Genomic DNA, 23,777 nt, shown 5'->3' with positions numbered 1-23,777 from the left:
ATAATATTTTTTATTGAAGATTGTGTTATTAAAAACATGTGTAATTCACTTTAATTAACAATGTTTATGGTCTTAATTTCTGATAATAACTCATTATCATTAACAACACCATTAATGTAAAGATTAACGGTTTGGATATTTAAATCTTTAACCTTAATGCTAATAATTCCATTCGTATCAACTTTTAAATTCGGTTTCCAATCTATAGTACCATATTCATTGAAAAAAGTAGTATTGTAATATTGATATTTAGGCGTATAAAAATCTTTTTGTTCACTAAATGTTACCGGAAAATTAAATTCAGAAACTGTATTAGCTTTTCCATCATTTCTATAAAAATAATCTCCACTAGTATATATTTTTATATATCCAGCACTGCCTCTAACACCTCCTCCTATTCCTGAACGATCATAATCTATATAATCTAAGGTTTCAACTGTCATTGTAGTCAAGATTTGAAAATCATTTAAAAGTGCATCATCTAAGTATATCAAAGGCACTGGGTTTCCCCATTTTACTCTAGGATTCGTAATGGTAAAGGTACCAGCATACGAGTTAAAGTTTGAATAAAACCCTAATTGGTTTAAGTAAACAGTTAATGGTGTTCCTCTATTTTTTTGAAGATCTGTTAACTCAACAACAGTACCAATTACCCGTTTTTCATTCAGTTTTTCAGCTTTTGTTTTTTCTTTTTGGGCATTAACAACAACTTCATCTAGTTGCTCTAATGACTCCCACGAACTTGGTGTTTTTGGAATTGTGATTTCAGAACTTAATTTGTTCATGAAATTCTCATAATATTTGTATTCTTGATTAAATTTAGGAAAGCCACTAGGATAAAACTGAGGGTAAACAGACGCTTGTCTAGGTTCTCCTTTTTTATTTAAATATCCAATTTTGAATGTTTCATCTTCAGATGGAAAAAGTCCTTTGGTTAATATAGACTGATCTTTTTCAGTTAATTTATATAATTGTGAAGAGTTTCCTTTTAAGGGATAAGTGATGTAAGTTCCTGCTTTCTTTTTACTATTTACATTTGAGGTCACATTAATACCTTGTTCAAACGGATACTTGTAAATATTTTCAAAATTAAAGATTGTTGTCCAATTATAGCTGCTCCAACCTTGGGTTAATAATAGGTTATCTAATTCATATCTTGTTTTTCTATCCTCATTTTTAAAATAATAACTTGCGTTTTGAATAGGTGTTTTAATATATGGTTGTAAATAAATTTGAGACAATAAATTATGTTGATGATTATAACTTTTTGTTCCAAAGGGAAGCACTGAGAGACTCATATTATCAAAGCTATCTAGCTTGTAGTTCTCAAGTTTAAGTTTAATATGTAGTGAATCTTTGTTTGAAGTTGCAGCTATTAAGTTTGTCTTTGCTTTTTCAATACCAAGTGTATTAAATACTAATCGTTCGAGTATAGGATTACTATTGTCATCAAAAACAGTAAACATATTGATGCCTGAAAAAAGTTCGGATTTTGGAACAATTAGTGTTTTTGAGAGTTCTGAAAACTGAAAAGGCACTGTACTTATTTCGTTACCATTGTGAATAGCAAGTTTGAAAATTTTATTTTTTAAATTTTTAAATGATGATTCATTAGTAGCAAATTTAATGGATAGTTTGTCATTTAGGTCACTAATAGAAATATTAAAACCTATAGTTTTAATGTTCTGTATTTGAACTTGACTTACACTATCGTTATGATATACTTTCACATAATACTTTCGATTATTTTCAGGACTCAGAATAACTTTAGCAATTCCAAACTGATTTAAAGTGAAGTTGGTAATAACTTGTGCATTATCATCAATTATTTCGCCTTCAGCATTTGGTAAACCTCTTCCAGATTTACTCTTAACTATAATACCTGCAGTATTAAAAGTGTTATAGATTAAGTGACCACCTTCTCCTAAAATTTGAATGTCTAGCTCATCGTCAATTTCAGCTGATTTAATTTCAGTTTGACTGTCTGCATTTAAAACATAAAAGACTTGTTGAAAGTGATTTTGTTCATCAAAATTTAGCATCCAATTTGTATAAGCTTTAAACATAAAGTTACCGTTTAATACTTCGTCGTCTATGTGAAATACATTTGAGGCTATACCATTAACAATATGAACTAACTTCTGTTTGAGAACATTTCCTTTAAGATCAGAAATAGTGCAATATAGGTTAGCTGTTAAATTGGATCTTTTTTTTGTGAATTTGTCAAAAGCATAAGCAGTAAACCCTAACATTTCTCCATTTACATATGTCGATTTGTTTAAATGAACATAGATAATTTCCCTGGGTGATTCTGTATAATTCTTATAAGCATCACTAATTTTATTATCTTCTATTGTGGTTTGAGAATTACCTACTGAAGATACACTTACCAAAAGAATGGTAAGTAATATTAATCGGTTAGACAAAAACTTTATATTAGAATAGTGTTTAGCCTTCATAAGATGTTTTGAACATAAATTTACGTTAAAACGACTATTTTTCTTACAAAAGAACTGATAAATTTTAGTTAAAAACGCTTCGGATAAATACCAATATAAAGTATTATTCGATTGTTTTAGCTTATCTGTAAACCATTACCAACACCACCAGAGTCTGCGCTAAGTGCTGTAGAAGTATCTGGATTTACAAAGACTAATTTGCCATCATTGGTTTCAGTCATCAAAATCATACCTTCACTTTCTACACCACGTAAAGCTCTTGGAGCTAAGTTCACTAAAACGGTTACTTGTTTGCCAATAACCTCTTCAGGTGTAAAGCTTTCAGCAATTCCCGATACAATGGTTCTTACATCTATTCCTGTGTCGACTTTTAATACTAAAAGCTTTTTAGTTTTTGGCATTTTTTCTGCTTCGATAATAGTACCAACTCTAATGTCTAGTTTGGTGAAATCTTCAAAAGCAATAGTGTCTTTCTGTGGTTCTACTTCTTTATTAGCAGCTTCATTTGCTTTTTTACTAGCTTCTAATTTATCTAATTGCTCTTGAATAGTTTTGTCTTCAATTTTTGAAAATAATAATTCCCCTTTTCCTATTTGGTGACCAGACTGAATTAATATATCCTTAGTTGAAATATCAGACCAAGAATTTTCTGTTGTATTTAAAAATTCCTTTTAATTTAATTGATGTAAATGGTAAAAACGGTTCGCTTAATGTTGCTAAAGCACTTGCTATTTGAAGTGCAACATACATAATTGTTTTTGTTCTTGTTTCATCTGTTTTAATTAACTTCCAAGGTTCTGCATCTGCAAGATATTTGTTTCCTAATCTTGCTAAGTTCATTAACTCTTGACTTCCTTCTCTAAAACGATAACGTTCAATCGAACTTTCAATAACTGATGGATAAGCTTTAACAGCAGCTAAAGTTTCGTTGTCAATATCAGAAAACTCAGAAGCTTCAGGAATAATACCATCATAGTATTTGTTGGTTAAAACAACCACTCGATTGATGAAGTTTCCGAAGATTGCTACCAACTCATTATTATTTCTGGCTTGAAAATCTTTCCAAGTAAAATCGTTGTCCTTACTTTCAGGAGCATTGGCTGTAAGCGCATAACGCAATACATCTTGTTGATTTGGAAAATCTTCTAAATAATCTGGCAGCCAAACTGCCCAATATTTTGAAGTGGATAGTTTTTTTCCTTCTAAGTTTAAAAACTCATTAGCTGGAACATTATCCGGAAGGATATATGAACCTTCAGCTTTTAACATAGCAGGAAATATAATACAGTGAAATACAATATTATCTTTACCAATAAAATGAACAAGTTTTGTGTCTTGATCTTTCCAGTAAGGTTCCCAATCTTTTCCTGTTGCCTCAGCCCATTCCTTAGTCGCAGAAATATATCCAATAGGTGCGTCAAACCAAACGTAAAGTACTTTACCTTCACCTCCAGGGACAGGAACTGGAATTCCCCAATCTAAATCTCTTGTTACTGCTCTTGGGCGTAAACCGTCATCTATCCAAGATTTTACTTGTCCATAAACATTGGGTTTCCAATCTTTTTTATGACCTTCAAGAATCCACTCTTTTAGGAAATTTTCATGTTTATTTAAAGGTAAAAACCAGTGTTTAGTTTCTTTTAGAGTTGGTACATTACCTGTAATTGCTGATTTAGGATTGATGAGGTCTGTGGCATTTAAACTCGAGCCACAATTTTCACATTGATCTCCATAAGCTTCTTCATTGCCGCATTTCGGACATGTTCCTGTGACAAAACGATCAGCTAAAAACTGATTCGCTTCTTTATCGTATAACTGTTCGGTTACCTCTTCAACAAACTCATGTTTATCGTATAAAGTTTTAAAAAACTCAGAAGCTGTATCGTGATGAATTTTTGCAGATGTACGTGAATAGTTGTCAAACGTAATTCCGAAGTCTACAAATGATTTTTTGATGATAGCATGGTATTTATCTACGATGTCTTGAGGAGTGACCCCTTCTTTTTTTGCTTTAATGGTAATAGGAACACCATGTTCATCGCTACCACAAATGAAAGCGACATCGTTTCCGGTTAGGCGTTTAAATCGAGCGTAAATATCTGCAGGCACATACACTCCAGCTAAATGACCAATATGAATTGGACCATTAGTGTAAGGTAATGCAGCAGTAATCGTATATCTTTTAGACATCTTGAAATCGTTTTTAACAAGCCACAAAAGTACATATTTTAAGGGCGATTTGGAAAAAAAATGTACATTTACAATATGTCTAAAATTCGTTATTTTTTACTGTTAATTTGTTTGTTTTCTTTCTTCGGAAACCTTAATGCTCAAGAGGAATCAAATTCACAAAACCAAACTGCTTTGATACAACCACCATATTTAAAAATTGGAGATACTGTAGCAATAGTTGCTCCATCAGGAATACTTAAAAACAGAAATGATGAAGTGCAACAAGCTATATCATTATTAGAAAGTTGGGGATTACATGCAATTGTAGGTAAACATGTGTTTAGTAAAGCAGATCATTTTGCTGGTACAGATGCCGAACGCTGTGAAGATTTTCAATCGGCATTAGATGATCCAAAAGTGAGTGCTATTTGGTGTGCTCGAGGAGGTTATGGAACGGTTCGAATTTTAGATAAATTAGATTATACCAAGTTTAGAGAACATCCCAAATGGCTAATTGGTTATAGTGATATTACAGCGTTGCATAACCAATTTCATAATGAAGGCGTTCAATCGATTCATGCATTGATGTGCGTAAGTTTAACCAAAGATTTAAATGATATAAAAGGATCATTAGACACCTTTAAGTCGACAATTTTTGGTAAATCTGTGAATTATACATTGAATGGTTCAAATTATAATAGAGTAGGAGAATCTTCCGGACAGCTTGTTGGAGGAAACTTAACGATGCTTCACACGATGTTAGGTTCTGAGTCTAGTATTGATGTCTCTGGAAAGATTTTGTTTATTGAAGAAATTGGAGAATACAAATATCATATTGATCGGATGCTTCAAAGTTTAAAACGTGCTGGTTATTTTGATAACTGTCAAGGCTTGATTGTTGGCGATATGAGCAAACTCAGAAAGAACACAACACTTTGGGGAACGTCTGTTGAGCAACTAATTTTAGATGCTTTAAAGGAGTATGATTTCCCTATTGCATTTAATATGCCAGCAGGACATGAAAAAGATAATCGCGCTATGGTGTTTGGGAAAGTTATTGAGTTAAAAGTAGAAAAATCAAAGTCAACGTTAAACTTTCAATAGATTGATTAATTTTAAATGTCAAAAAAGTGTAAAAGAACTGTAAAAGGGTTCAGTCTTTCTCTTATTTATCCTTTATTTGTATTGCTTATGAGAAGACATTTATATATTATACTATTTTTATCAGTGCTGGTTTTTTTTAATTGTAGTCAAGACAACTCATCTACGGAAATTACTAAAATTGCACTTAGAGATGTTGGTCATAAATTGCTAATGTCTTATCGAGACTCAACATCTTTAATTCTACCAGTTAAAAAAATTACCAAAGAGAAATTTGAATTATCGTTTCAGAGTCAGTTAGGATTTAATCCAGATAGTTTAGTGGTTTTTGTTAAGCACAGTATAGATAAAACTAATTTACCCAAGGACTATCGTGTTGAGGTCATTCAGTGTGAGGATAATGAAGTAGCTTACAGTTATGAAGTAAAAAATGATAAAGACGAAAGTATTATTCCTTGTGGTGGCCGTGAACTTCCACTTAATTGCTATACCATTCAAATTCATTTTATCAATAGTAAAACACAAAACATTATTTATTTTTGGTTAATTCCTCTAATATTGGTTGCATTTGGCTTGGCTTGGTGGTTTTATCGAAAAAAAAATAACGATAAAAACACACTAGAAAATCCTCTTTTCTATAAGATTGGAAATTATAAATTTGATAAAGATCAAAGTAAATTGCTGTATGTTGAAAAAGAAATTGGTCTATCAAAAAAAGAATGTGAGTTGCTTGAAATTTTATGTGATAATTTAAATGATGTTGTAAAAAGAGATGAGTTATCGAAGCGAGTTTGGGAAGATCATGGTGTTTTTGTTGGACGAAGTTTGGATACTTATATTTCTAAATTGAGGAAAAAATTAAAAGAAGACACTTCAATAAAAATCACTAATGTTCATGGTGTTGGATATAAATTAGAAGTGTCTAAAGCATGAATTAAATCATAACATGGCATTCTACGACTTAGCAAAAGAAGAAAGGGATGTGTTGGTTGTAAAAATCAATCAAGAGATTGCTAATGATGTAATTCAAAATTCATCAAAAAATATCAGTTTGTACTTTTCAGATGAAGACACATATATTCGAAAAACCGGATATCTAGCTATTGGAAAAATTTTCTACGCACACCCTCAATTACAAACGTCTATATTTTCAGTTTTAAAAAATTTAATGTCTTCAGAAGATGAATTAATTCGTCAAACAGTTATTAATGCTGCAGGTGAAATTGGAAAATTCCATTTTAATAAAATCGAAGATTTTATGAATATAGGGTTATTCGATAAACATCATCGTGTTCGTAATGCAGTGATCGGATCAATTAAGAAAATGGGAGAGAAGAATCCTGTTCCAGTTTTAGAATGGTCAAAGTCTTATTTAAAACATCCAGATAAAGAAATTAGACGCGAAATATGTCATGGTATTGAGCTTCGCGGAAGAACACATCCTCAAGACATATTACCACTTTTAAAAGTCTTAGAATTTGATGACACCAAACGTGTTTCTGACACTTTAATACATGTACTTGGACAAATAGCTTATAAAAATGGTTGTCTACAAACAGTTGTATCTCATTTACAAACTTGGAAAAATAAATCTTTAGTTGAAAAAGCGCTTGATGAAATTGTAGATGTTCATCATCGTTATAAAAAGTTTGCGGTATTAAGTAAGCAAGAAGCAATTGCTTATATTGATAACCATTATAAGATTTAACAGTTTATGGCAAATCACAATGAATTAGGTAAAAAAGGTGAAGAACTAGCGGTAAATTTTTTACTAAAGCATGGTTATGAGATTCTAGAACGTAATTATACATTTCAAAAAGCTGAAGTTGATATTATCGCTAAAAAAGGAGACACAATTGCTATTGTTGAAGTTAAAACACGTTCGACTAAAGCTTTTGGAAATCCACAAGACTTTTTGAAACCAAAACAAATCCAACGTATTGTAAAAGCTGTAGACAATTATGTAACATCAAGCCAACTTGATGTTGAGGTTCGTTTTGATATTATTGCTATTGTTAAAAATGGACATCAATTTGACATTGAACATTTAGAAAATGCCTATTATCATTTCTGAGACTAAGAAATAGCGCTTACAAATTCTAAAAAGACGTTTTTGTGACGTTCAAGATCCATATTAGGGGATAAGGCAACACGAGCAATATAATCTTTATCACCTTCTTTAGTCGTTCCTTGTGTCGATGTTGCTGGTATTGTCCAATAGCAACCTTTTAGCTGCCCATAACTCACACAATATTTACTCTCACTAGGTATTTTTGTAATCATTAAATTGATTAGCTTATGATTTAAGGTTCTTTTGTAGGTTTCCTTTTCTTCTGCGGTAGCTCCTTTAGTTGGAAGGTCTAATGAGAATACTGAAGGCATAAAACCTTCTTTTGCTAATGCTTCGGAAACAAAATTGATTTTTGCAGTTGGTAAAGTGTCTTTTATGAAGGTTACAAACTCACGTGTATTTTTATAAGCATCAATAATTCTCTGATTCATAGATGGTAATTGATTTGCTAGTATTTCTAGTTGAAGATGTGTGGCTTCATTATCGCATAATATCAAATGCGATTCTATTTTTTGCATTAAAGCATCAGCTTTGCTGTTTCCAACACAGTAACCAGCAGTACATTGTCCTCCACTTGGGAATTTTGATCCACTCGCATATGAAATAGTTCGAACGGTTGACAGTATTTTACCTTCACCTAAAAAAAGAACATTAGGGCAAAAGGTTTGATCTAAAATAAAAACAGGGTCAATGGCGATGGCTCCACTATCAGTTTTCCTAACTTTTTCAAGTGTTTCTTTTAATTGTAAAAGATCTGGAACTTCAACTCTTGGATTTGTTGGAATTTCAGCTATGATATAAGGAACAGCATCTTCTTTAGCAATATTGTTTAAAACGACATCTATGCTTTGAACCATATCATGATCTCCATCTACAGGTAAATCCATAATATCTACGTCATCAAAGCAAGCTGCAACACGTCTTGCTTGATCGTTAGTTCCACCATAACAATTTGGAGGAACAACAAATTTGATAGCTTTACCTTTATGGTTTTCTTGTGCATGATGAACTAATCCCATCATGATAGCATATTGAATTGAGAGTCCGCTAGAACCTACTAGTGGTTTTATTGAAGTTCCTGTAATAGATTTAATTGAATCTAAGACTAGTGTTCTGTTACTATTGATTTCACTTTGAGATGTATCAGTATTACCTACAAGTAAATTCAATGCTTTGAAACAATTAATAGGTGTCATGGCAATCGTTTCTCTTCGTCGTACGTGTTGAATTTCTGAGATGTAGTTTTCATTACCATTAATTAACAAAACACTTCCTAAAGCATCGTGTAAGTTGATAAAAAAGTCAACATTTGAATTGAGTTCGTTATTAGAAATTTCATTTTGTTGTGAAACAAAAATAGTACTGCCATCAAACTCTGGAATATTTTCTAAAGCATCTACTTTTGTTAGTTCAAAAGCATAACCATAAACATTTTTTAAAACGTCAATATCAAGTGAACTTGGTAATTTATCAGTGTAGCTGATTAATGTTTTTTTGTGTTCTAATACGTTTTTTCTCAACACTGCCATCACAGGAATTGTCTGTGATGAGAAACTTATGACCTGTTCAGGATTTAAATTATTTAAACTTGCAATAGCCCATTCTAATACACAAGACAATGGATGACCTAAACGAATATAATCATATGCAGTTGGTAATTCATTTAGGGTAGTAGAATCAAAAATGTTCTTATTGAAAAGTGTTTCAAATTGCTCTAAAAATTCAGTTTTAGCTAACTTTTCATTGTAAATATCAAGTCGATGTGTTGTTAGATTTAACCAATCAGTTGGTAAATTCTTTAATACATTATTAATATAATTTTGTAGTCTACTGTCCGTCATTAGTTAATGATTTAAAGGCTTTTTATTTGTAAAAATTCATTTCATCCAAATATTCCCAAACATGTTCAGGAAGCATCGGGCGAACATTCTTGCCTTCTTTGATAGATTTTCTGATGAATGTTGAAGATAATTCCATTATTGGAGCATCAACTTTTCTAATTTTAGAATGCGTATTAAATTGCGTATCTACTGTTCCGTTAGAAATCCGAGGATAAACATAAATGTTGTGATTATCGAGAATGAGTTCGTAGTTTTTCCATTTATGAAAGCTCTTTAAATTGTCTTCTCCCATGATGAGGGCAAACTCGTGTTCAGGATATTTCTCTTGAAGATAGGTTAAAGTATCAATCGTATAATTAGGCTGTGGAAGATTAAACTCAATATCACTTGGTTCTAACTTTATATAATCTTCTGTAGCACGATATACCATTTCATAACGTTGACGATTATCGAGTAAAGAGCTCTTCTTTTTAAACGGACTATGAGGTGTCACAACAAACCAAATTTTATCTAAATCGCTATATTCTGCTAGATGATTTGCAATGGTTAAATGACCAACGTGAATTGGATTAAAAGTTCCAAAATACAAGCCAATTTTCATGATTAAGAATTAATGAAATTAGACACTAGTGTATAAGCATTGTCTAATGCTTTATCTAGATCTTTATTGAGAACAATTTTGTCAAATAATGGAGCCGTTGCTAATTCTGCAGGAGCTTTTGCAACTCGCATACTTATTTTTTCAGGGCTTTCTTCACCACGTTCTTTAAGTCTAATAATCAACTCATTCAAATCAGGTGGTTTAACAAAAATAGCTAAAGTTTCTTCTGGGAATTTCTTTTTGATTCGTAAACCTCCAGAGACATCAATATCAAAAATAACATGTTTCCCTTTTGCCCAAATACGTTCAACTTCAGTTTTGAGAGTTCCGTAAAAATTGTCTCTGTAGACTTCTTCCCATTCTAAAAACGCATCACTTTTGATTTTGTTTTTGAATTCTTTAAGGTCTAAAAAGTAATAATCTTTTCCGTCAATTTCTTGTCCGCGTTTGTCTCTTGAAGTTGCTGAAATAGAAAACTCTAAATTGAGTTCTTCTTGTTTTAACAGGTGTCTTACAATTGTCGTTTTTCCAGAACCTGAAGGTGCTGAGAACACAATAAGCTTACCTTTCTTTATGTTGTCGTCGTGTTTCACAAATACAATTTATTAAAGGACATTCAATAATTGTTCCTTAATTTTTTCAAGTTCATCTTTCATCTGAACGACTAATTTTTGCATTGGTGCATAATTAGATTTTGAACCAATTGTATTGATTTCTCGACCCATTTCTTGAGAGATAAAACCTAATTTTTTACCATTTGAGTCATCCGATTTTAAAGCCTTTTGAAAGTAGTCAAGGTGGTTTTTCAGACGAACCTTTTCTTCAGTGATGTCAAACTTTTCAATATAATAAACAAGTTCTTGCTCAAATCGGTTTTCGTCTACCTTTTCTTTAATCTCAGAAATGCCTTTATTTAAACGTTCGCGAACACCATCAATACGTTCAGGATCCATGGTAATAACTTCATCTAGTAAATTTGAAATATTATTTACACGTGCAATAAAATCGTTTTCTAAACTTTGCCCTTCATCAATTCTGTATTGTTGTATTTTTTCAATACTATCATCAATAACTTGAGCAATTTGTTTCCATTCACCTTCGTCAATTTCATCTCGTTCAGTAGTTACAGCATCAGGAAGTCTAATTGCCATTTTAAGATATTCGGTCTCTTCTCCTGTGTTAATAACATCCTTTAGTTGTTTGATATATTGATTAACAACAGTTTTGTTAATCTGTGTTGATGTTTCCTCACCTGTAATTTCCATGTATAAAGAAAAATCAACTTTACCTCTTACCAATTTTGAAGCAATGAGTTTCCGAATGCTCAATTCCTTTTCACGATATAATGATGGCATTCTAGCATTGAGGTCTAAATTTTTACTATTTAGTGATTTAATTTCTATGGAAATTTTTTTGGTAGGAAGTTGTATTACAGACTTACCATAACCAGTCATTGATTGTATCATAAGTAATTTAAAAAGTTGAACAAAGATAAGCAAAATCATAACGTTACAAATCATGGTTTAGCATTATAAAATCTATAACTTTGAAATCTTAAATCTAGACTTATGTATAAGAAAGAATTTGAAATACGCTGGAGTGATATAGATGCAAATGGGCATTTAGCAAACTCAGCTTACACTAACTTTATGAGTCACGCCAGAATGGGATTTTTCATAGAATATGGGTTTTCTATGAAAACATTAACTGATTTTAATATTGGACCAGTAGTTTTTTATGAGCATACTTACTATTACAAGGAATCATTTATTGGAAAACCAATTACTGTGACTGTTGAAGTTTCAGGATTAAGTGAAGATGGTATGTTTTTTAAATTTGAACATAATTTATATGGCCATAATGGAAAACACCTAGCATCTAGTGATATGTTAGGCTCATGGATTGATCTGAAAACAAGAAAACTAACAGTTTTGCCAAAACCTTTGCTGAAACAATCTGAAGCGTTTCCAAAGACTGAAAATTTCAAATTCCTAACTAAAGAAGATACTAGAGTATCTCGAAAAACTCCAAAGGACTTAAGCTGAAATTTTCGGTTTTTTAGTTACTAAATACACACCTGAAAATATTAAAACCATAGCTCCTAATTTAATTGGGCTAACAGCATCTACTCCCATTATAATTGCAAAAACACCAGCGATTACAGGTTGTAAATAAATAAAGGTTCCTACTGTTGAAGCTTTTAATGAGTTTAAAGCTAATGGATTTAAAAGGTAGGTTCCAAAGGTGGCTCCTACAATAACAAATAATACTGAAAACCAAATGTAAGGCGTAAAGGTATGCCATTGAATTTCTAAGGTTTCTTGATACCCAAAAGGTAACGTGAAAAGGATTCCAAAGAGAAACAACCACTTAATAAATGCAAATGGATGATATTTTGCCGTAAGTCTTTTTATCAATACAACATAAATACTGTACGAAATTGCATTTATAAAAATACATAAATTACCTAATGGTACATTATCACCAACTCTTGTCGAATCTCCTAAAGCTGTCAATAGAACACCACCAGCAAACGCTAGAATAATACCGAAAATTTTAAGTTTTGTTAGTTTTTCGTTAAGGAAAAATATGGATAGAATTAATATAATTACAGGCGTAATTGTCATAATTACTGATGCATGAATAGGTGTCGTTAACTCTAAACCTTTTAAAAATAAAAGCATGTTTATACCTACACCAAAAAGTGACGCAAAGAAAATAGTTACAAAGTCTTTTCTTTCTATTTTCTTGCTTTTGACAATTAAGCTCAAGAGCCAAAATAAAACAGTAGCTCCAACGACTCTTAAAAGAACAAAAGCAAAAGATTGAATAAAACCTTCATTGATAACAGTTTTAGCATAGGTGTAATTTAGTCCATATAAAAGTTGAACTAAAAACACAGCAAATAATGCAAATTTTCTACTGTTCATTTGTGTGGGTATAAGCTTTTGCAGCTTCTATAGTTTTAGCGCTATTACCAATAAATATGTGATCATTCATTACAATTACTGGGCGTTTTAAAAAGGTGTAATGATCTAAAATATAATGTTTATAATCAGCTTCACTTAAAGTGATGTCTTTAAGGCCCATTTCTTTATATAGTTTAGCTCGTCTACTAAATAACGCTTCGTAACTACCAGCTAGTTCTTTGAGTTGTTCTATTTGTCTTACTGTAATGTCTTCAGATTTAATCTCTTGAAAAGTAAAATCATCAGGTAGCTCTAATGCTTTAATTATTCTTTCACAGGTATTACATGTTTTAAGGTGATAGACTTTTTTCATGATTTTTAGACACTCTAAAATTGAAGGTTTTAAGTGCGCAAGGTAATTAGAAATCAAAAGAAAATTAGTTACTTTTAAGGAAAATTTATAGGTCTATGGATTATTTTACGATTGCATCAATTTTGATAGTTTTATCAGCGCTTTTTAGTTACATCAATGTTAAGTTTTTAAAACTTCCAATTACAATTGGATTGATGCTTATAACTATTGTATTTACTATTGTGATTGTTGCTATTGGTCAATTTGACGATACCATATTGGTAACTGAAAAAGAACTCATAAATCAAATTGATTTTGAAACTGTTCTACTCGATATAATGTTGAGTTTCTTGTTATTTGCAGGAGCTTTGCATACCAATTTTAATCAGTTAAAAATTCAACGTGGACCTGTATTGGCTTTTGCTACTTTAGGAGTTTTAGTTAGTACCTTTTTGGTAGGCCTTTTTATGTATTTCATGTTTGAAGCTTTCGGTTATCATATAGACTTTATTTATTGCTTGTTGTTTGGAGCTTTAATATCTCCAACAGATCCAATTGCAGTCTTAGGAATTCTAAAAAAAGTAGGAGCGCCTAAAAATCTTGAAGCTAAAATAGTCGGTGAATCGTTGTTTAATGATGGCGTAGGTGTGGTTGTGTTTTTAACTATATTTTCAATTGCAAAATCTCCAAATGCTGCCATAGAAGTTTCTGAAATACTTCAATTATTTGGCGTTGAAGTTCTTGGAGGTGTTGGCCTCGGACTTTTGTTAGGTTATATCACTTATAAACTTATGAAATCAATTGATAATTACGAAGTTGAGGTAATTATAACATTAGCAACTGTCATGGGAGGAAGTTTGTTAGCACATAAATTACATATGTCTGCACCTCTTGCGATGGTTACAGCTGGATTAATTGTTGGGCATGATACAATTAGAAGTTCTGCAATGTCTGAAGTAACGGAAGCTTATGTCGATAAATTTTGGGAAATGATTGATGTGCTTTTAAACGCCGTACTATTCATTATGATTGGAATGGAAATGTTAGTGTTGACATTCGAATTGAATTTTATAATAGCTGGATTAATTGCAGTGCCTCTTGTGTTATTGTGTAGATTTATTTCTTTATGGTTACCGATAAAGTTTTATGCTAAAAAATTACAATTCATTCCAAAAACGAATCTTATTATGACTTGGGGTGGATTAAGAGGTGGTATTTCTATAGCATTGGCTTTAACATTAACCCAAGAAATGCATAGAGAATTATTCCTTGTTGTTACTTATGTTATAGTTGTTATATCTATTGTTGGACAAGGCTTGACTGTTGGTCCAATTATAAAACGTTTGACAAGAAAAGCAGATTAGTTAATATTAAAATACGAATTGATATCTTCGAAAGGTATAGTGAATTCCATAATTCCTTGGGAATACGATGCAATTTCGTATGGATTATATAAAACAATTAAACCTTCATCGCTAAACCCTAAACTTTCTGGAAGTTGAAAATCTTTTCCGAAGAAAAACTCCTCCATTGGTTCATCTGAATTTGACTTCACTTCTTCTTTTAGTTTATTGGTAATAACTCCTGAAAGCCCTTGAATATCATTTATGATTTCAGCTTTTGAGTATAGTTGACCTGTTTGAGGATTAAAATTGAAAAATTTTATGTGAGTATTACCATGTGCGCCTCCAGTATCTAGATATGAATTTACAGCAATGCAAATCACTTCAGGAGAACGATAAGTAACTTCACCATCAATAAAGGCTTCCCATTTTTGAGAACTCTCCGGAAAATCGTTTTTAAACGTTTTAAATTCTGTGTTAAATCGTTTAACTGCCTCATCAATTGATACATTATTTAAAGAATCGTCGGTCAAGTTAGTTTGGCTTACAATATAATTTTGAATGACAGAATTTATTAATTCCGAAACGGCTTTATCTCCTTCGGCTTTAGGGAAATTTATTGAGATATCAGCTGCTTTAGAAGTTTCAATGTTTTCCTCAATAAACTTGATTTCGACTTCATTTTTACAAGAAAAAATAGTTACTAATGTCAAAATAAGGAGGGTGTGTTTTTTCAAAATTTTGTTCAATTTGTTAATCATTCAATAAAGGTATTACATACATTTGAATACAACGAATTAAAGTTTTAATTTGTTGCAGATTGCAATAATTTTTTAGACAATAGACGTATGAAATTCAATTCAAAAACAATTCATGGTGGACAGGTTCACGATCTTGCTTACGGCAGTGTGATGCCACCAATTTATCAAACATCTACTTATGCACAATCCACTCCTGGTGGTCATAAAGGCTATGAATACTCAAGAACTCATAATCCAACTCGAAATGCTTTAGAAAATGCTTTTGCAAGTATCGAAAACGGAAATCACGGTTTAGCGTTTGGTTCTGGTTTAGCAGCAATTGATGCTGTTATTAAATTGTTACAACCTGGTGATGAGGTTATTTCTACAAGCGATTTATATGGTGGGACGTATCGCTTGTTTACGAGTATATTTAAAAAATTTGGAATTAAATTTCATTTTGTTGGAATGGAAAATACCACTAAAATTGAAGCTTATATCAATAAAAACACGAAGCTTATTTGGGTAGAAACACCAACGAATCCAATGATGAATATCATTGATATAAAAGCGACTGCTGCCATTTCTAAAAAGCATCAGCTATTATTAGCTGTAGATAATACATTTGCTACTCCATATCTGCAACGACCATTAGATTTAGGAGCAGATATTGTGATGCATTCTGCAACAAAGTATCTTGGTGGTCATAGTGATTTAGTCATGGGAGCATTAATTGTTAAAGATACAGATCTTGCAGATCGTCTATATTTTATTCAAAATGCAAGTGGAGCAGTTTGTGGCCCTCAAGATAGTTTTTTAGCGCTACGAGGAATTAAAACCTTACATGTTAGAATGCAACGTCATTGCGAAAATGGAAAAGCAGTTTCAGAATTTTTAGCGAATCACCCTAAAATTGAAAATGTTTATTGGCCTGGTTTTAAAAGTCACCCAAACCATAATATTGCTAAAGCACAAATGAACGATTTTGGAGGAATGGTTTCTTTTACCACAAAAGGAAATAACTATAAGGAAGCTATTAAGATAGTTGAAAAACTAAAAATATTTACACTTGCCGAATCTTTAGGTGGTGTTGAGTCTTTAGCTGGTCATCCAGCAAGTATGACACATGCAAGTATTCCAAAAACCGAAAGAGAGAAGTTAGGTATTGTCGATTCGTTAATTAGACTAAGTGTTGGTATTGAAGATGAAGACGATTTAATTGCAGACTTGAAACAAGCCATTGGATAATAAATACATTGCATTAAACAAAAAAGACCAAGTATTAAACTTGGTCTTTTTTGTTATTTATTATGATTATTTTAATCTAAATAGTAAATGTATCCAAAATTCAACCAAACTAACCAATCATTAGCTTTATTAGAATCTAAATTATGATCTAAACCATCCACAGTATCAGTAAAGAAGTACTGCCATCTTAGGTCTACCATTAAATCAGAAAGTATAGTTAATTTGTATCTTGTTCCAATACTTCCAACTACAGACCATGTTGTACCACTTCCATCAAATAAAAATGGATCTTCATTAAAATTTGGACTTGCTGCTGCTACCCATCCTGGAAAAAAGTTATTCGAATCATTAATATTTCCTCCTGGATAAGATGTTTCTACTGTAGGATTAAACGATGTAAAATGCACACCCAAACTTACAAAAGGTGCAAATGAATAACCAAATGATTGAAAAGAACGAATACTTTTAGGGAAAAACTCTATTTGAGTACCAATATCAAAGTTATTTGCAATACCAGAGTGCCTAACTAAGCTCTCATAACTTGCGTTAGTCGCAGCACGATCTACCCACTCACCAAAATGGTTAAGTTGTGTTCTATTCCAAGAAATTTCATTTCTAAGTTTAAAGTGATCATTGAAAAATGTATCTGTAGAATAACAGTTACAATCTGCTCTGTATGCAAAGTTGATGTAGTGAACTATACCAATACCAATACCAGTATTTCCAGAGTTAGTTTTAAAATCATTTCGGACTCCAAAATCAGACTGAAATGCTACTGGACCAGCAATAACACCAATTTCATGCGAAAAACCAAGTTGAGCATACACTTGGTTAATACCCATCATTAAAATGAATACAAATGTTAATTGTTTAAAATTAAGCGTCATAGGAATTAAATTACCAAGGGCATATTTCGTTAACAAATATATAAAAACTGGTCTAACTACCAAACAAAAGTAATACCTCTTACTGTTTTTAGATTAGATTATAATTGTTTAGAGCCAGTAAGCATTGAGAATATCAAAAAATATATGTATAAATTTTAAAGATAATGTATCTTTGTGCTTTAAAAATCAACGTTGATTATTAATAATTTAATAGATGAAAGATAAAATAGAAGCTTTTTTAAATCTTGTAACAGAAAAAAATGGTCATGAGACTGAATTTTTACAAGCAGTGCACGAAGTTGCAGAAACAGTAATTCCTTTTATTGAAGAGAATCCTAAATATCAGGGAAAAATGCTATTAGAGCGAATGGTTGAACCAGAACGCACGATTATTTTTAGAGTTCCTTGGATTGATGATCAAGGAAATACTCAAGTAAATAGAGGGTTTAGAGTTGAGTTTAACTCTGCAATAGGACCTTATAAAGGTGGATTAAGATTTCACCCGTCTGTAAATTTAAGTATTCTTAAATTTTTAGGGTTTGAACAAGTATTCAAAAATTCTTTAACGACACTTCCAATGGGAGGAGGAAAAGGAGGTTCAGATTTCAATCCTAAAGGAAAAAGTGATAATGAAGTGATGCGTTTTTGTCAATCATTTATGACAGAATTATTTAGACATATTGGTGCTAATACCGATGTTCCTGCTGGAGATATTGGTGTTGGAGGAAGAGAAATAGGGTATATGTTTGGTCAATATAAAAGATTACAAAATGAATTTACTGGAGTTTTAACTGGCAAAGGAATGTCTTACGGAGGATCTTTAATTCGACCTGAAGCAACAGGTTATGGTTGTGTTTATTTCGCACAAAATATGCTAAAAACTAAGAATGATTCTATTAGTGGTAAAACAGTAGTAATTTCTGGATCTGGAAATGTTGCACAGTTTGCTTGTGAAAAAGCAACACAATTAGGTGGAAAAGTTGTGACTATGTCTGATTCAGGTGGATATATTCATGATGTTGACGGTATTGATGCCGATAAGTTAACATTTATAATGAATCTTAAAAATGTAAAACGTGGAAGAATAAGTGAATATGTTAATGAATATTCATCTGCCACATATCATGCTGGAGAAAGACCATGGTCTGTAAACTGTGACATTGCATTACCATGTGCTACTCAAAATGAATTAAATGGAGACGAAGCAAACGCTTTAATCAATAATAATGTTATTGCTGTTGCAGAAGGTGCAAATATGCCAACAACTCCAGAAGCAATTGAAGCATTTCAAAACGCTAAAATATTATTTTCACCAGGAAAAGCATCAAATGCAGGTGGTGTTGCAACTTCTGGATTAGAAATGAGTCAAAATTCGTTACGTATGAATTGGACAAGAGAGGAAGTAGACGCAAAACTTCTTAAAATCATGGATGATATTCACCAATCTTGTGTGACTTACGGCACTAGAAAAGATGGTTATATTGACTATGTTAAAGGAGCAAATGTTGCAGGTTTTGTTAAAGTTGCAGACGCTATGATGGCTCAAGGTGTAGTTTAAAACCAACTCCAAAAAACAAATAAAAATAGTCTTCAATTTGAAGACTATTTTTTGTTTAGTATTAATTTGTTCAAAATCGATTATACAATAAAATATGTTATTTTTGGTTAATGTTTAAGTCGCTAAAAGCACTTTTTAAATGAAGTTTTTTAAACTATCAACAGTTGTTTTATTTTTAATAATAACAACACCTATTTTCGGTCAAGATTTCTCTGGTTTATGGGAAGAACATTTTTCCTATTTAAATATTAAAGATATTTCTAGTAGCGAAGACGTGTTATATGCGGCTTCTGAGAATGCTATTTTCACGTTTGATTATAATACCAATGAAATTGATAAAATAAGCACTATTGAAGGCCTGTCTGGAGGAGATATTTCTAAAATATATTACAGTGAAACAAATGATATATTAGTTGTTGGCTATGATACAGGGTTAATAGATCTCGTGTTGAGTGATGATCAAGTATTAACAGTTATAGATATTTTAAATAAGGTTACTATCCCTCCCGATACAAAAAACATTAATGATTTTTACGAAAATGAAGGTTTACTTTATATTTCCACAGATTACGGAATATCTGTTTACGATTTAGAACGATTAGAATTTGGAGACACCTATTTTATTGGTGCAGGTGGTTCACAAATTAGAGTTACTCAAACAATGGTTTTAAATGGATTTTTATACGCTTCTTGTAGAGACAATGAAGGTATTAAAAAAGTTGATTTATTAAATCCTAACCTGATTGATTTTAGCCAATGGGAAACAATCAGGCCTGGTGATTTTAAATTTATTAGAACTATAAATGATAAAATATATGCCATCGGATTTAATAGAGCAGTTTTTGATATACTTGTCAATCCTTATACGCAATTAATTCAATATCCTATATTGCCTGATGATATGAGAATCTCAGGATCAAATCTAATTATCACTACTGTAAATAGAGTTTATATCTATGATGAATTGTTTAATTTAATAACAGAAATTAGTAGTAATCCAGATTTAGGAATACAATTTACAGCCGCAACTAATTATAGTCAAGGTGAAATATACATAGGTACTAAAGGGATAGTTGCGTTTGGGACACCTGGGCGAGGAGTTTTGAAGACATTTTCTAACAGTTTAGATGTTTTCGAGGAAATTCATCCAGACGGACCTTTAAGTAATAATGTTTTTGCAATAGAGACTATTTCTAATGACTTATGGGCTGTATTTGGTGGCTATTCCAGAACTTTTAACCCTAATGGTGGAGTTAGAAGAACAGGAGTTAGTAGATATCTTAACGGAGAGTGGAGGAATATTCAGTTTGAAAGTATAGTTGAGGTAATTGAAGACCCGTTTTTTTTGTCTGATATTGCTATTAATCCATTTAATACAGATCAAGTTTTTATAACCTCTCACTGGGCAGGCGTAATTGAATTTAATAATGAAGAGCCAACCATTCTTTACAATGAAGATAATAGTACATTATCTGCTTTTTTTCAAGAATTTCAGTTTGTTAGTGTAAATGTGTTTGATAGAAATGGAGCTTTATGGGTAATGAGTTCGCGTCTTGAAAGACCGTTAAATAAGTTTGAAAACGGACAATGGACTTCATACGATTTTACTTCAATTATTCCAGTTCCACCATTAAATTCAAATATTGGATTTTCATCACTTGTAATTGATAATCAGAATACTAAATTTATAGGCTCGTTCTCTTTTGGGCTAGTTGGATTTAATGAAACTGGAGGAAGTACACAATTAGATTTTGCTTCAGGCGAAGCAGAAAATTTTCCTTCTTCTTATGTCAAAGCATTGGCCTTAGACAATAATGGTCAATTGTGGATCGGTACTGAAAAAGGGTTGAGGATTCTGTTTAATACAGGTAATTTTTTTACTGACCCAAATGTCAATAATATCGTGATTTTAGAAGATGGAATACCTAAAGAATTGCTTTCAAATCAACTAATTACATCGATTGCAGTTGACGGTTCAAATAATAAATGGGTTGCAACTTCAGATTCTGGTGTATTTTATTTTTCTCCAGACGGACAAGAAACTATTTTTCATTTTACTAAGGATAATTCTCCTTTACCAACAAATAATATAAACGAAGTGTCAATAGATCAATCCACTGGTAGAGTTTATATTGCAACATCAAAAGGATTAGTGTCTTTTTTATCAGGAGGAACTAAACCAGTTGATACTCTTGAAGAAGCTTTTGTATACCCAAATCCTGTTCGACCAGAATACAATATTCTTGGGTCAAACAATTTAAATGATATAAATAACGGAGTCAAAGTTTCAAATCTTACGGAGAATGTAAATATTAAAATTACAGACATTGAAGGGAATCTTGTTGCTGAAGCTCAGTCTAGAGTTAACCAAAGAACCTCAAGTGCTAATTATAATTTTGCAATTGATGGTGGAACTGCTATTTGGAATGGGAAAAACTTTGCTAATAATGTGGTTTCAACTGGAGTTTACCTTATTTTTATTTCTGATTTAGACTCTTTTGAGACCAAAATACTAAAATTACTTATCGTAAGGTAATACTACTGCATATCTATTATGCTCAACAAAAATAAAGCTATTGTTATTTCAAAGTTAAGGTATCGTGATAATGACCTTATCGTTACATGTTTTACAGAACAGAAAGGTCTTGTTTCATATTTAGTTAGAGGTGCGTTAAAAAGTACTAAAGGAAAATCTAAAGCGGTATATTTTCAATTATTATCACAACTACAAATAGAAGAAAGTTTTAAGCCAAACCAAACTTTACATTATATAAAAGAGATTAAAATTGACTACATGTATAAAAGCATTCATACGAATGTCTTTAAGAGTTCTATAGCAATGTTTTTGGCAGAAATTTTAGCAACAATTTTAAAAGAAGAAGAACAAAACCTTCAACTTTATGAATATCTACAGATTACATTTAAATGGCTTGATTATCAAGAAGAGTTTTCAAATTTCCATTTGTTGTTTTTATTAAATCTTACGCAGTATTTAGGTTTTTATCCTGAAAATATAAATACAGAAAAACCATATTTTAATCTTTCTAATGGTTTATTTGAATCTCAAAAGACAAATTTATATTCTGTTTCAGGAGAAAATTTAACATTATTGAAGCGGCTGTTAGGCATAAAATTTGATGAACTACAAAATATTAAAATTAGTTCAAAACAAAGACAATCATTTTTAACCATGTTATTGTTATATTTTGAATTACATTTGGGCAGTTTTAAAAAACCAAAATCTCTGCAAGTATTTAATCAAGTATTTAATTAGAATTACATTTTCTTTTTATGAAATTCATTAAAGCATTAGTTGTTTTTTTATACCTAGTTTGTAGCGTTAATGCTCAAGAGGTTAAGGTGCTTGATCAAGAAACACAAATCCCTATTGTTGGAGTAACTATCTACAATTCCCAAAAGGATAAATCTGTTATCACAGATATTGATGGTAAAGCTTCTTTGGATCAATTTGATGCGAATGAAACTATCTACTTTCAAAATATACTTTATGTTAAATATTCTACTAAAAAGAGTGTGATTGCATTAGACAATTATGTAGTTTCTTTAGAGCCTAATATTGAAGGACTAGACCAAGTGGTTGTTTCTGCATCAAAGTTTGAACAAAGTAAGCGTGATATTCCTCAAACAATTGTTAATGTGAATTCTGCAGACATTCAGTTTGCAAACCCACAAACAAGTGCAGATTTATTAGAAGGCACAGGTAATGTATACATTCAAAAAAGTCAACTAGGAGGAGGGAGCCCAGTCATTAGAGGGTTTTCTACTAATAGACTTTTAATTACTGTTGATGGTGTAAGAATGAATAATGCCATTTTTAGAAGCGGAAACCTACAAAACGTAATTTCTATTGATCCGTTTACCATTCAAAATACAGAAATTACTTTAGGAGCTGGTTCAGTAGTTTATGGAAGTGATGCTATTGGAGGTGTAATGAGTTTCTATACTCAAAAACCACAATTATCTTATAAAGACTCATTGTACTTTAATGCAAACGCAGTTGCGAGATATGCAACAGCAAATAAAGAAAAAACGGGTCATCTAGATTTTAATTTTGGTTTAAAAAAATGGGCGTTTTTAAGCAGTATTAGTTATACCGATTTTGATGATTTAAAAATGGGGAAACATGGTCCCGATGATTATTTAAGACCAGAATATATTGAAACAATGAATGGTCAAGATATCATTGTGCAAAATAATAATCCAAGGCTACAAGTTCCCACAGGATATGATCAAATTAATTTTTTGCAAAAGATTAGATATGAACCTAAAGAAAATTTAAGTTTCGATCTAGGGTTGTACTATACAAGTACATCTTCTTATCCAAGATATGATAGATTAATTAGATATAATGGTAATGAACTGCGTTCTGCTGAATGGGATTATGGCCCACAACGATGGTTATGGGTAATTTTCAAGTGACTAAGCTCAGTAGTAGTTCAAATCTGTATGACAAGATTCAAGCAACTGTTGCTTA

Annotated in this window: 20 protein-coding genes and 1 pseudogene; 11 read left to right on the top strand and 10 right to left on the bottom strand. The window is 31.5% G+C overall.

The genetic code is table 11. The features are described 5' to 3' along the window. Nucleotides 1-50: 50 nt before the first annotated feature. Together AB8B90_RS09795 and metG are read right to left on the bottom strand one after the other, a co-directional pair. Nucleotides 51-2,459 (bottom strand): hypothetical protein, encoded by a 2,409-nt coding sequence (locus AB8B90_RS09795; protein WP_405336351.1) that lies wholly within the window; start codon nucleotides 2,457-2,459, stop codon nucleotides 51-53. Nucleotides 2,460-2,575: 116 nt separating this feature from the next. After that, nucleotides 2,576-4,649: pseudogene (gene metG, locus AB8B90_RS09790) on the bottom strand (methionine--tRNA ligase). Between the two features lie 75 nt (nucleotides 4,650-4,724). Here metG and AB8B90_RS09785 point away from each other — a divergent pair. From AB8B90_RS09785 to AB8B90_RS09770, 4 genes are all read left to right on the top strand, one after another. Next, nucleotides 4,725-5,735 (top strand): LD-carboxypeptidase, encoded by a 1,011-nt coding sequence (locus AB8B90_RS09785; RefSeq protein WP_405336349.1) that lies wholly within the window; start codon nucleotides 4,725-4,727, stop codon nucleotides 5,733-5,735. Between the two features lie 87 nt (nucleotides 5,736-5,822). Further along, nucleotides 5,823-6,665, top strand: a complete 843-nt coding sequence (locus tag AB8B90_RS09780) for a winged helix-turn-helix domain-containing protein (protein WP_405336347.1) — start codon at nucleotides 5,823-5,825, stop codon at nucleotides 6,663-6,665. Nucleotides 6,666-6,678: 13 nt separating this feature from the next. After that, nucleotides 6,679-7,440: a HEAT repeat domain-containing protein gene (locus AB8B90_RS09775; RefSeq protein ID WP_405336345.1), complete on the top strand. Its 762-nt coding sequence runs from the start codon at nucleotides 6,679-6,681 to the stop codon at nucleotides 7,438-7,440. 6 nt (nucleotides 7,441-7,446) lie between these two features. Then, nucleotides 7,447-7,806, top strand: coding sequence for a YraN family protein (locus tag AB8B90_RS09770; RefSeq protein WP_405336343.1), 360 nt, complete (start codon nucleotides 7,447-7,449; stop codon nucleotides 7,804-7,806). A gap of 2 nt (nucleotides 7,807-7,808) precedes the next feature. On the opposite strand, the gene AB8B90_RS09765 is transcribed toward AB8B90_RS09770, so the two are convergent. From AB8B90_RS09765 to AB8B90_RS09750, 4 genes are read right to left on the bottom strand one after another with little or no spacing between them, the layout of a single operon-like run. Then, complete coding sequence (locus AB8B90_RS09765; protein ID WP_405336341.1) at nucleotides 7,809-9,644, bottom strand: cystathionine beta-synthase; 1,836 nt, start codon at nucleotides 9,642-9,644, stop codon at nucleotides 7,809-7,811. Between the two features lie 22 nt (nucleotides 9,645-9,666). Then, nucleotides 9,667-10,245, bottom strand: a complete 579-nt coding sequence (gene nadD, locus AB8B90_RS09760) for a nicotinate (nicotinamide) nucleotide adenylyltransferase (RefSeq protein ID WP_405336339.1) — start codon at nucleotides 10,243-10,245, stop codon at nucleotides 9,667-9,669. Between the two features lie 2 nt (nucleotides 10,246-10,247). Then, on the bottom strand, nucleotides 10,248-10,838 hold the full coding sequence (gene gmk, locus AB8B90_RS09755) for a guanylate kinase (RefSeq protein WP_405336337.1): 591 nt from the start codon (nucleotides 10,836-10,838) through the stop codon (nucleotides 10,248-10,250). A gap of 12 nt (nucleotides 10,839-10,850) precedes the next feature. Next, a complete protein-coding gene (locus tag AB8B90_RS09750) occupies nucleotides 10,851-11,711 on the bottom strand; it encodes a YicC/YloC family endoribonuclease (RefSeq protein ID WP_405336334.1) in 861 nt (286 codons plus the stop codon). 102 nt (nucleotides 11,712-11,813) lie between these two features. On the opposite strand from AB8B90_RS09750, the gene AB8B90_RS09745 reads away from it, so the two are divergent. Next, a complete protein-coding gene (locus tag AB8B90_RS09745) occupies nucleotides 11,814-12,290 on the top strand; it encodes an acyl-CoA thioesterase (RefSeq protein WP_405336331.1) in 477 nt (158 codons plus the stop codon). On the opposite strand, the gene AB8B90_RS09740 is transcribed toward AB8B90_RS09745, so the two are convergent. Both AB8B90_RS09740 and AB8B90_RS09735 read right to left on the bottom strand, forming a co-directional pair. Further along, complete coding sequence (locus AB8B90_RS09740; protein WP_405336328.1) at nucleotides 12,282-13,175, bottom strand: DMT family transporter; 894 nt, start codon at nucleotides 13,173-13,175, stop codon at nucleotides 12,282-12,284. The genes AB8B90_RS09745 and AB8B90_RS09740 overlap by 9 nt on opposite strands. Then, nucleotides 13,165-13,527, bottom strand: a complete 363-nt coding sequence (locus tag AB8B90_RS09735; protein WP_405336325.1) for an arsenate reductase family protein — start codon at nucleotides 13,525-13,527, stop codon at nucleotides 13,165-13,167. The genes AB8B90_RS09740 and AB8B90_RS09735 overlap by 11 nt, the downstream gene beginning before the upstream one ends. A gap of 95 nt (nucleotides 13,528-13,622) precedes the next feature. Here AB8B90_RS09735 and AB8B90_RS09730 point away from each other — a divergent pair, with 95 nt between their 5' ends. Then, nucleotides 13,623-14,870, top strand: coding sequence for a cation:proton antiporter (locus AB8B90_RS09730; protein WP_405336322.1), 1,248 nt, complete (start codon nucleotides 13,623-13,625; stop codon nucleotides 14,868-14,870). Here the strand turns inward: AB8B90_RS09730 and AB8B90_RS09725 are convergent. Further along, nucleotides 14,867-15,562, bottom strand: coding sequence for a DUF3298 domain-containing protein (locus AB8B90_RS09725; RefSeq protein ID WP_405336319.1), 696 nt, complete (start codon nucleotides 15,560-15,562; stop codon nucleotides 14,867-14,869). The genes AB8B90_RS09730 and AB8B90_RS09725 overlap by 4 nt on opposite strands. A 135-nt stretch (nucleotides 15,563-15,697) precedes the next feature. On the opposite strand from AB8B90_RS09725, the gene AB8B90_RS09720 reads away from it, so the two are divergent. After that, a complete protein-coding gene (locus tag AB8B90_RS09720) occupies nucleotides 15,698-16,837 on the top strand; it encodes a cystathionine gamma-synthase (RefSeq protein WP_405336316.1) in 1,140 nt (379 codons plus the stop codon). A gap of 71 nt (nucleotides 16,838-16,908) precedes the next feature. Here the strand turns inward: AB8B90_RS09720 and AB8B90_RS09715 are convergent, their stop codons facing one another. Further along, a complete protein-coding gene (locus AB8B90_RS09715) occupies nucleotides 16,909-17,724 on the bottom strand; it encodes a THC0290_0291 family protein (RefSeq protein WP_405336313.1) in 816 nt (271 codons plus the stop codon). A 214-nt stretch (nucleotides 17,725-17,938) separates the two neighbouring features. Between AB8B90_RS09715 and gdhA the strand changes: the two genes are divergently transcribed. The 4 genes from gdhA (at nucleotide 17,939) to AB8B90_RS09695 (ending at nucleotide 23,722) form a co-directional block, all read left to right on the top strand. After that, a complete protein-coding gene (gene gdhA, locus AB8B90_RS09710; protein ID WP_405336310.1) occupies nucleotides 17,939-19,282 on the top strand; it encodes an NADP-specific glutamate dehydrogenase in 1,344 nt (447 codons plus the stop codon). Between the two features lie 139 nt (nucleotides 19,283-19,421). Further along, nucleotides 19,422-21,818 (top strand): two-component regulator propeller domain-containing protein, encoded by a 2,397-nt coding sequence (locus tag AB8B90_RS09705; protein WP_405336307.1) that lies wholly within the window; start codon nucleotides 19,422-19,424, stop codon nucleotides 21,816-21,818. Nucleotides 21,819-21,836: 18 nt separating this feature from the next. After that, nucleotides 21,837-22,556, top strand: coding sequence for a DNA repair protein RecO (gene recO / locus AB8B90_RS09700; RefSeq protein WP_405336304.1), 720 nt, complete (start codon nucleotides 21,837-21,839; stop codon nucleotides 22,554-22,556). 17 nt (nucleotides 22,557-22,573) lie between these two features. Next, nucleotides 22,574-23,722, top strand: coding sequence for a TonB-dependent receptor plug domain-containing protein (locus AB8B90_RS09695; protein ID WP_405336301.1), 1,149 nt, complete (start codon nucleotides 22,574-22,576; stop codon nucleotides 23,720-23,722). The last annotated feature ends 55 nt before the right edge of the window (nucleotides 23,723-23,777 follow it).

The organism is Psychroserpens sp. (assembly GCF_045105015.1).
In the GTDB taxonomy this organism is placed as follows: domain Bacteria; phylum Bacteroidota; class Bacteroidia; order Flavobacteriales; family Flavobacteriaceae; genus Psychroserpens.
The sequence above is the reverse complement of the archived record's forward strand: the minus strand, read 5'-3'. Positions and strand labels throughout refer to the sequence as shown.

What these genes read in the sequence shown, in the direction of transcription:
- AB8B90_RS09795 (WP_405336351.1), bottom strand. Translation starts at nt 2,459, where the DNA reads ATGAAGGCTAAACACTATTCTAATATAAAGTTTTTGTCTAACCGATTA.
- AB8B90_RS09785 (WP_405336349.1), top strand. Translation starts at nt 4,725, where the DNA reads ATGTCTAAAATTCGTTATTTTTTACTGTTAATTTGTTTGTTTTCTTTC.
- AB8B90_RS09780 (WP_405336347.1), top strand. Translation starts at nt 5,823, where the DNA reads ATGAGAAGACATTTATATATTATACTATTTTTATCAGTGCTGGTTTTT.
- AB8B90_RS09775 (WP_405336345.1), top strand. Translation starts at nt 6,679, where the DNA reads ATGGCATTCTACGACTTAGCAAAAGAAGAAAGGGATGTGTTGGTTGTA.
- AB8B90_RS09770 (WP_405336343.1), top strand. Translation starts at nt 7,447, where the DNA reads ATGGCAAATCACAATGAATTAGGTAAAAAAGGTGAAGAACTAGCGGTA.
- AB8B90_RS09765 (WP_405336341.1), bottom strand. Translation starts at nt 9,644, where the DNA reads ATGACGGACAGTAGACTACAAAATTATATTAATAATGTATTAAAGAAT.
- nadD (WP_405336339.1), bottom strand. Translation starts at nt 10,245, where the DNA reads ATGAAAATTGGCTTGTATTTTGGAACTTTTAATCCAATTCACGTTGGT.
- AB8B90_RS09750 (WP_405336334.1), bottom strand. Translation starts at nt 11,711, where the DNA reads ATGATACAATCAATGACTGGTTATGGTAAGTCTGTAATACAACTTCCT.
- AB8B90_RS09745 (WP_405336331.1), top strand. Translation starts at nt 11,814, where the DNA reads ATGTATAAGAAAGAATTTGAAATACGCTGGAGTGATATAGATGCAAAT.
- AB8B90_RS09740 (WP_405336328.1), bottom strand. Translation starts at nt 13,175, where the DNA reads ATGAACAGTAGAAAATTTGCATTATTTGCTGTGTTTTTAGTTCAACTT.
- AB8B90_RS09735 (WP_405336325.1), bottom strand. Translation starts at nt 13,527, where the DNA reads ATGAAAAAAGTCTATCACCTTAAAACATGTAATACCTGTGAAAGAATA.
- AB8B90_RS09730 (WP_405336322.1), top strand. Translation starts at nt 13,623, where the DNA reads ATGGATTATTTTACGATTGCATCAATTTTGATAGTTTTATCAGCGCTT.
- AB8B90_RS09720 (WP_405336316.1), top strand. Translation starts at nt 15,698, where the DNA reads ATGAAATTCAATTCAAAAACAATTCATGGTGGACAGGTTCACGATCTT.
- AB8B90_RS09715 (WP_405336313.1), bottom strand. Translation starts at nt 17,724, where the DNA reads ATGACGCTTAATTTTAAACAATTAACATTTGTATTCATTTTAATGATG.
- gdhA (WP_405336310.1), top strand. Translation starts at nt 17,939, where the DNA reads ATGAAAGATAAAATAGAAGCTTTTTTAAATCTTGTAACAGAAAAAAAT.
- AB8B90_RS09705 (WP_405336307.1), top strand. Translation starts at nt 19,422, where the DNA reads ATGAAGTTTTTTAAACTATCAACAGTTGTTTTATTTTTAATAATAACA.
- recO (WP_405336304.1), top strand. Translation starts at nt 21,837, where the DNA reads ATGCTCAACAAAAATAAAGCTATTGTTATTTCAAAGTTAAGGTATCGT.
- AB8B90_RS09695 (WP_405336301.1), top strand. Translation starts at nt 22,574, where the DNA reads ATGAAATTCATTAAAGCATTAGTTGTTTTTTTATACCTAGTTTGTAGC.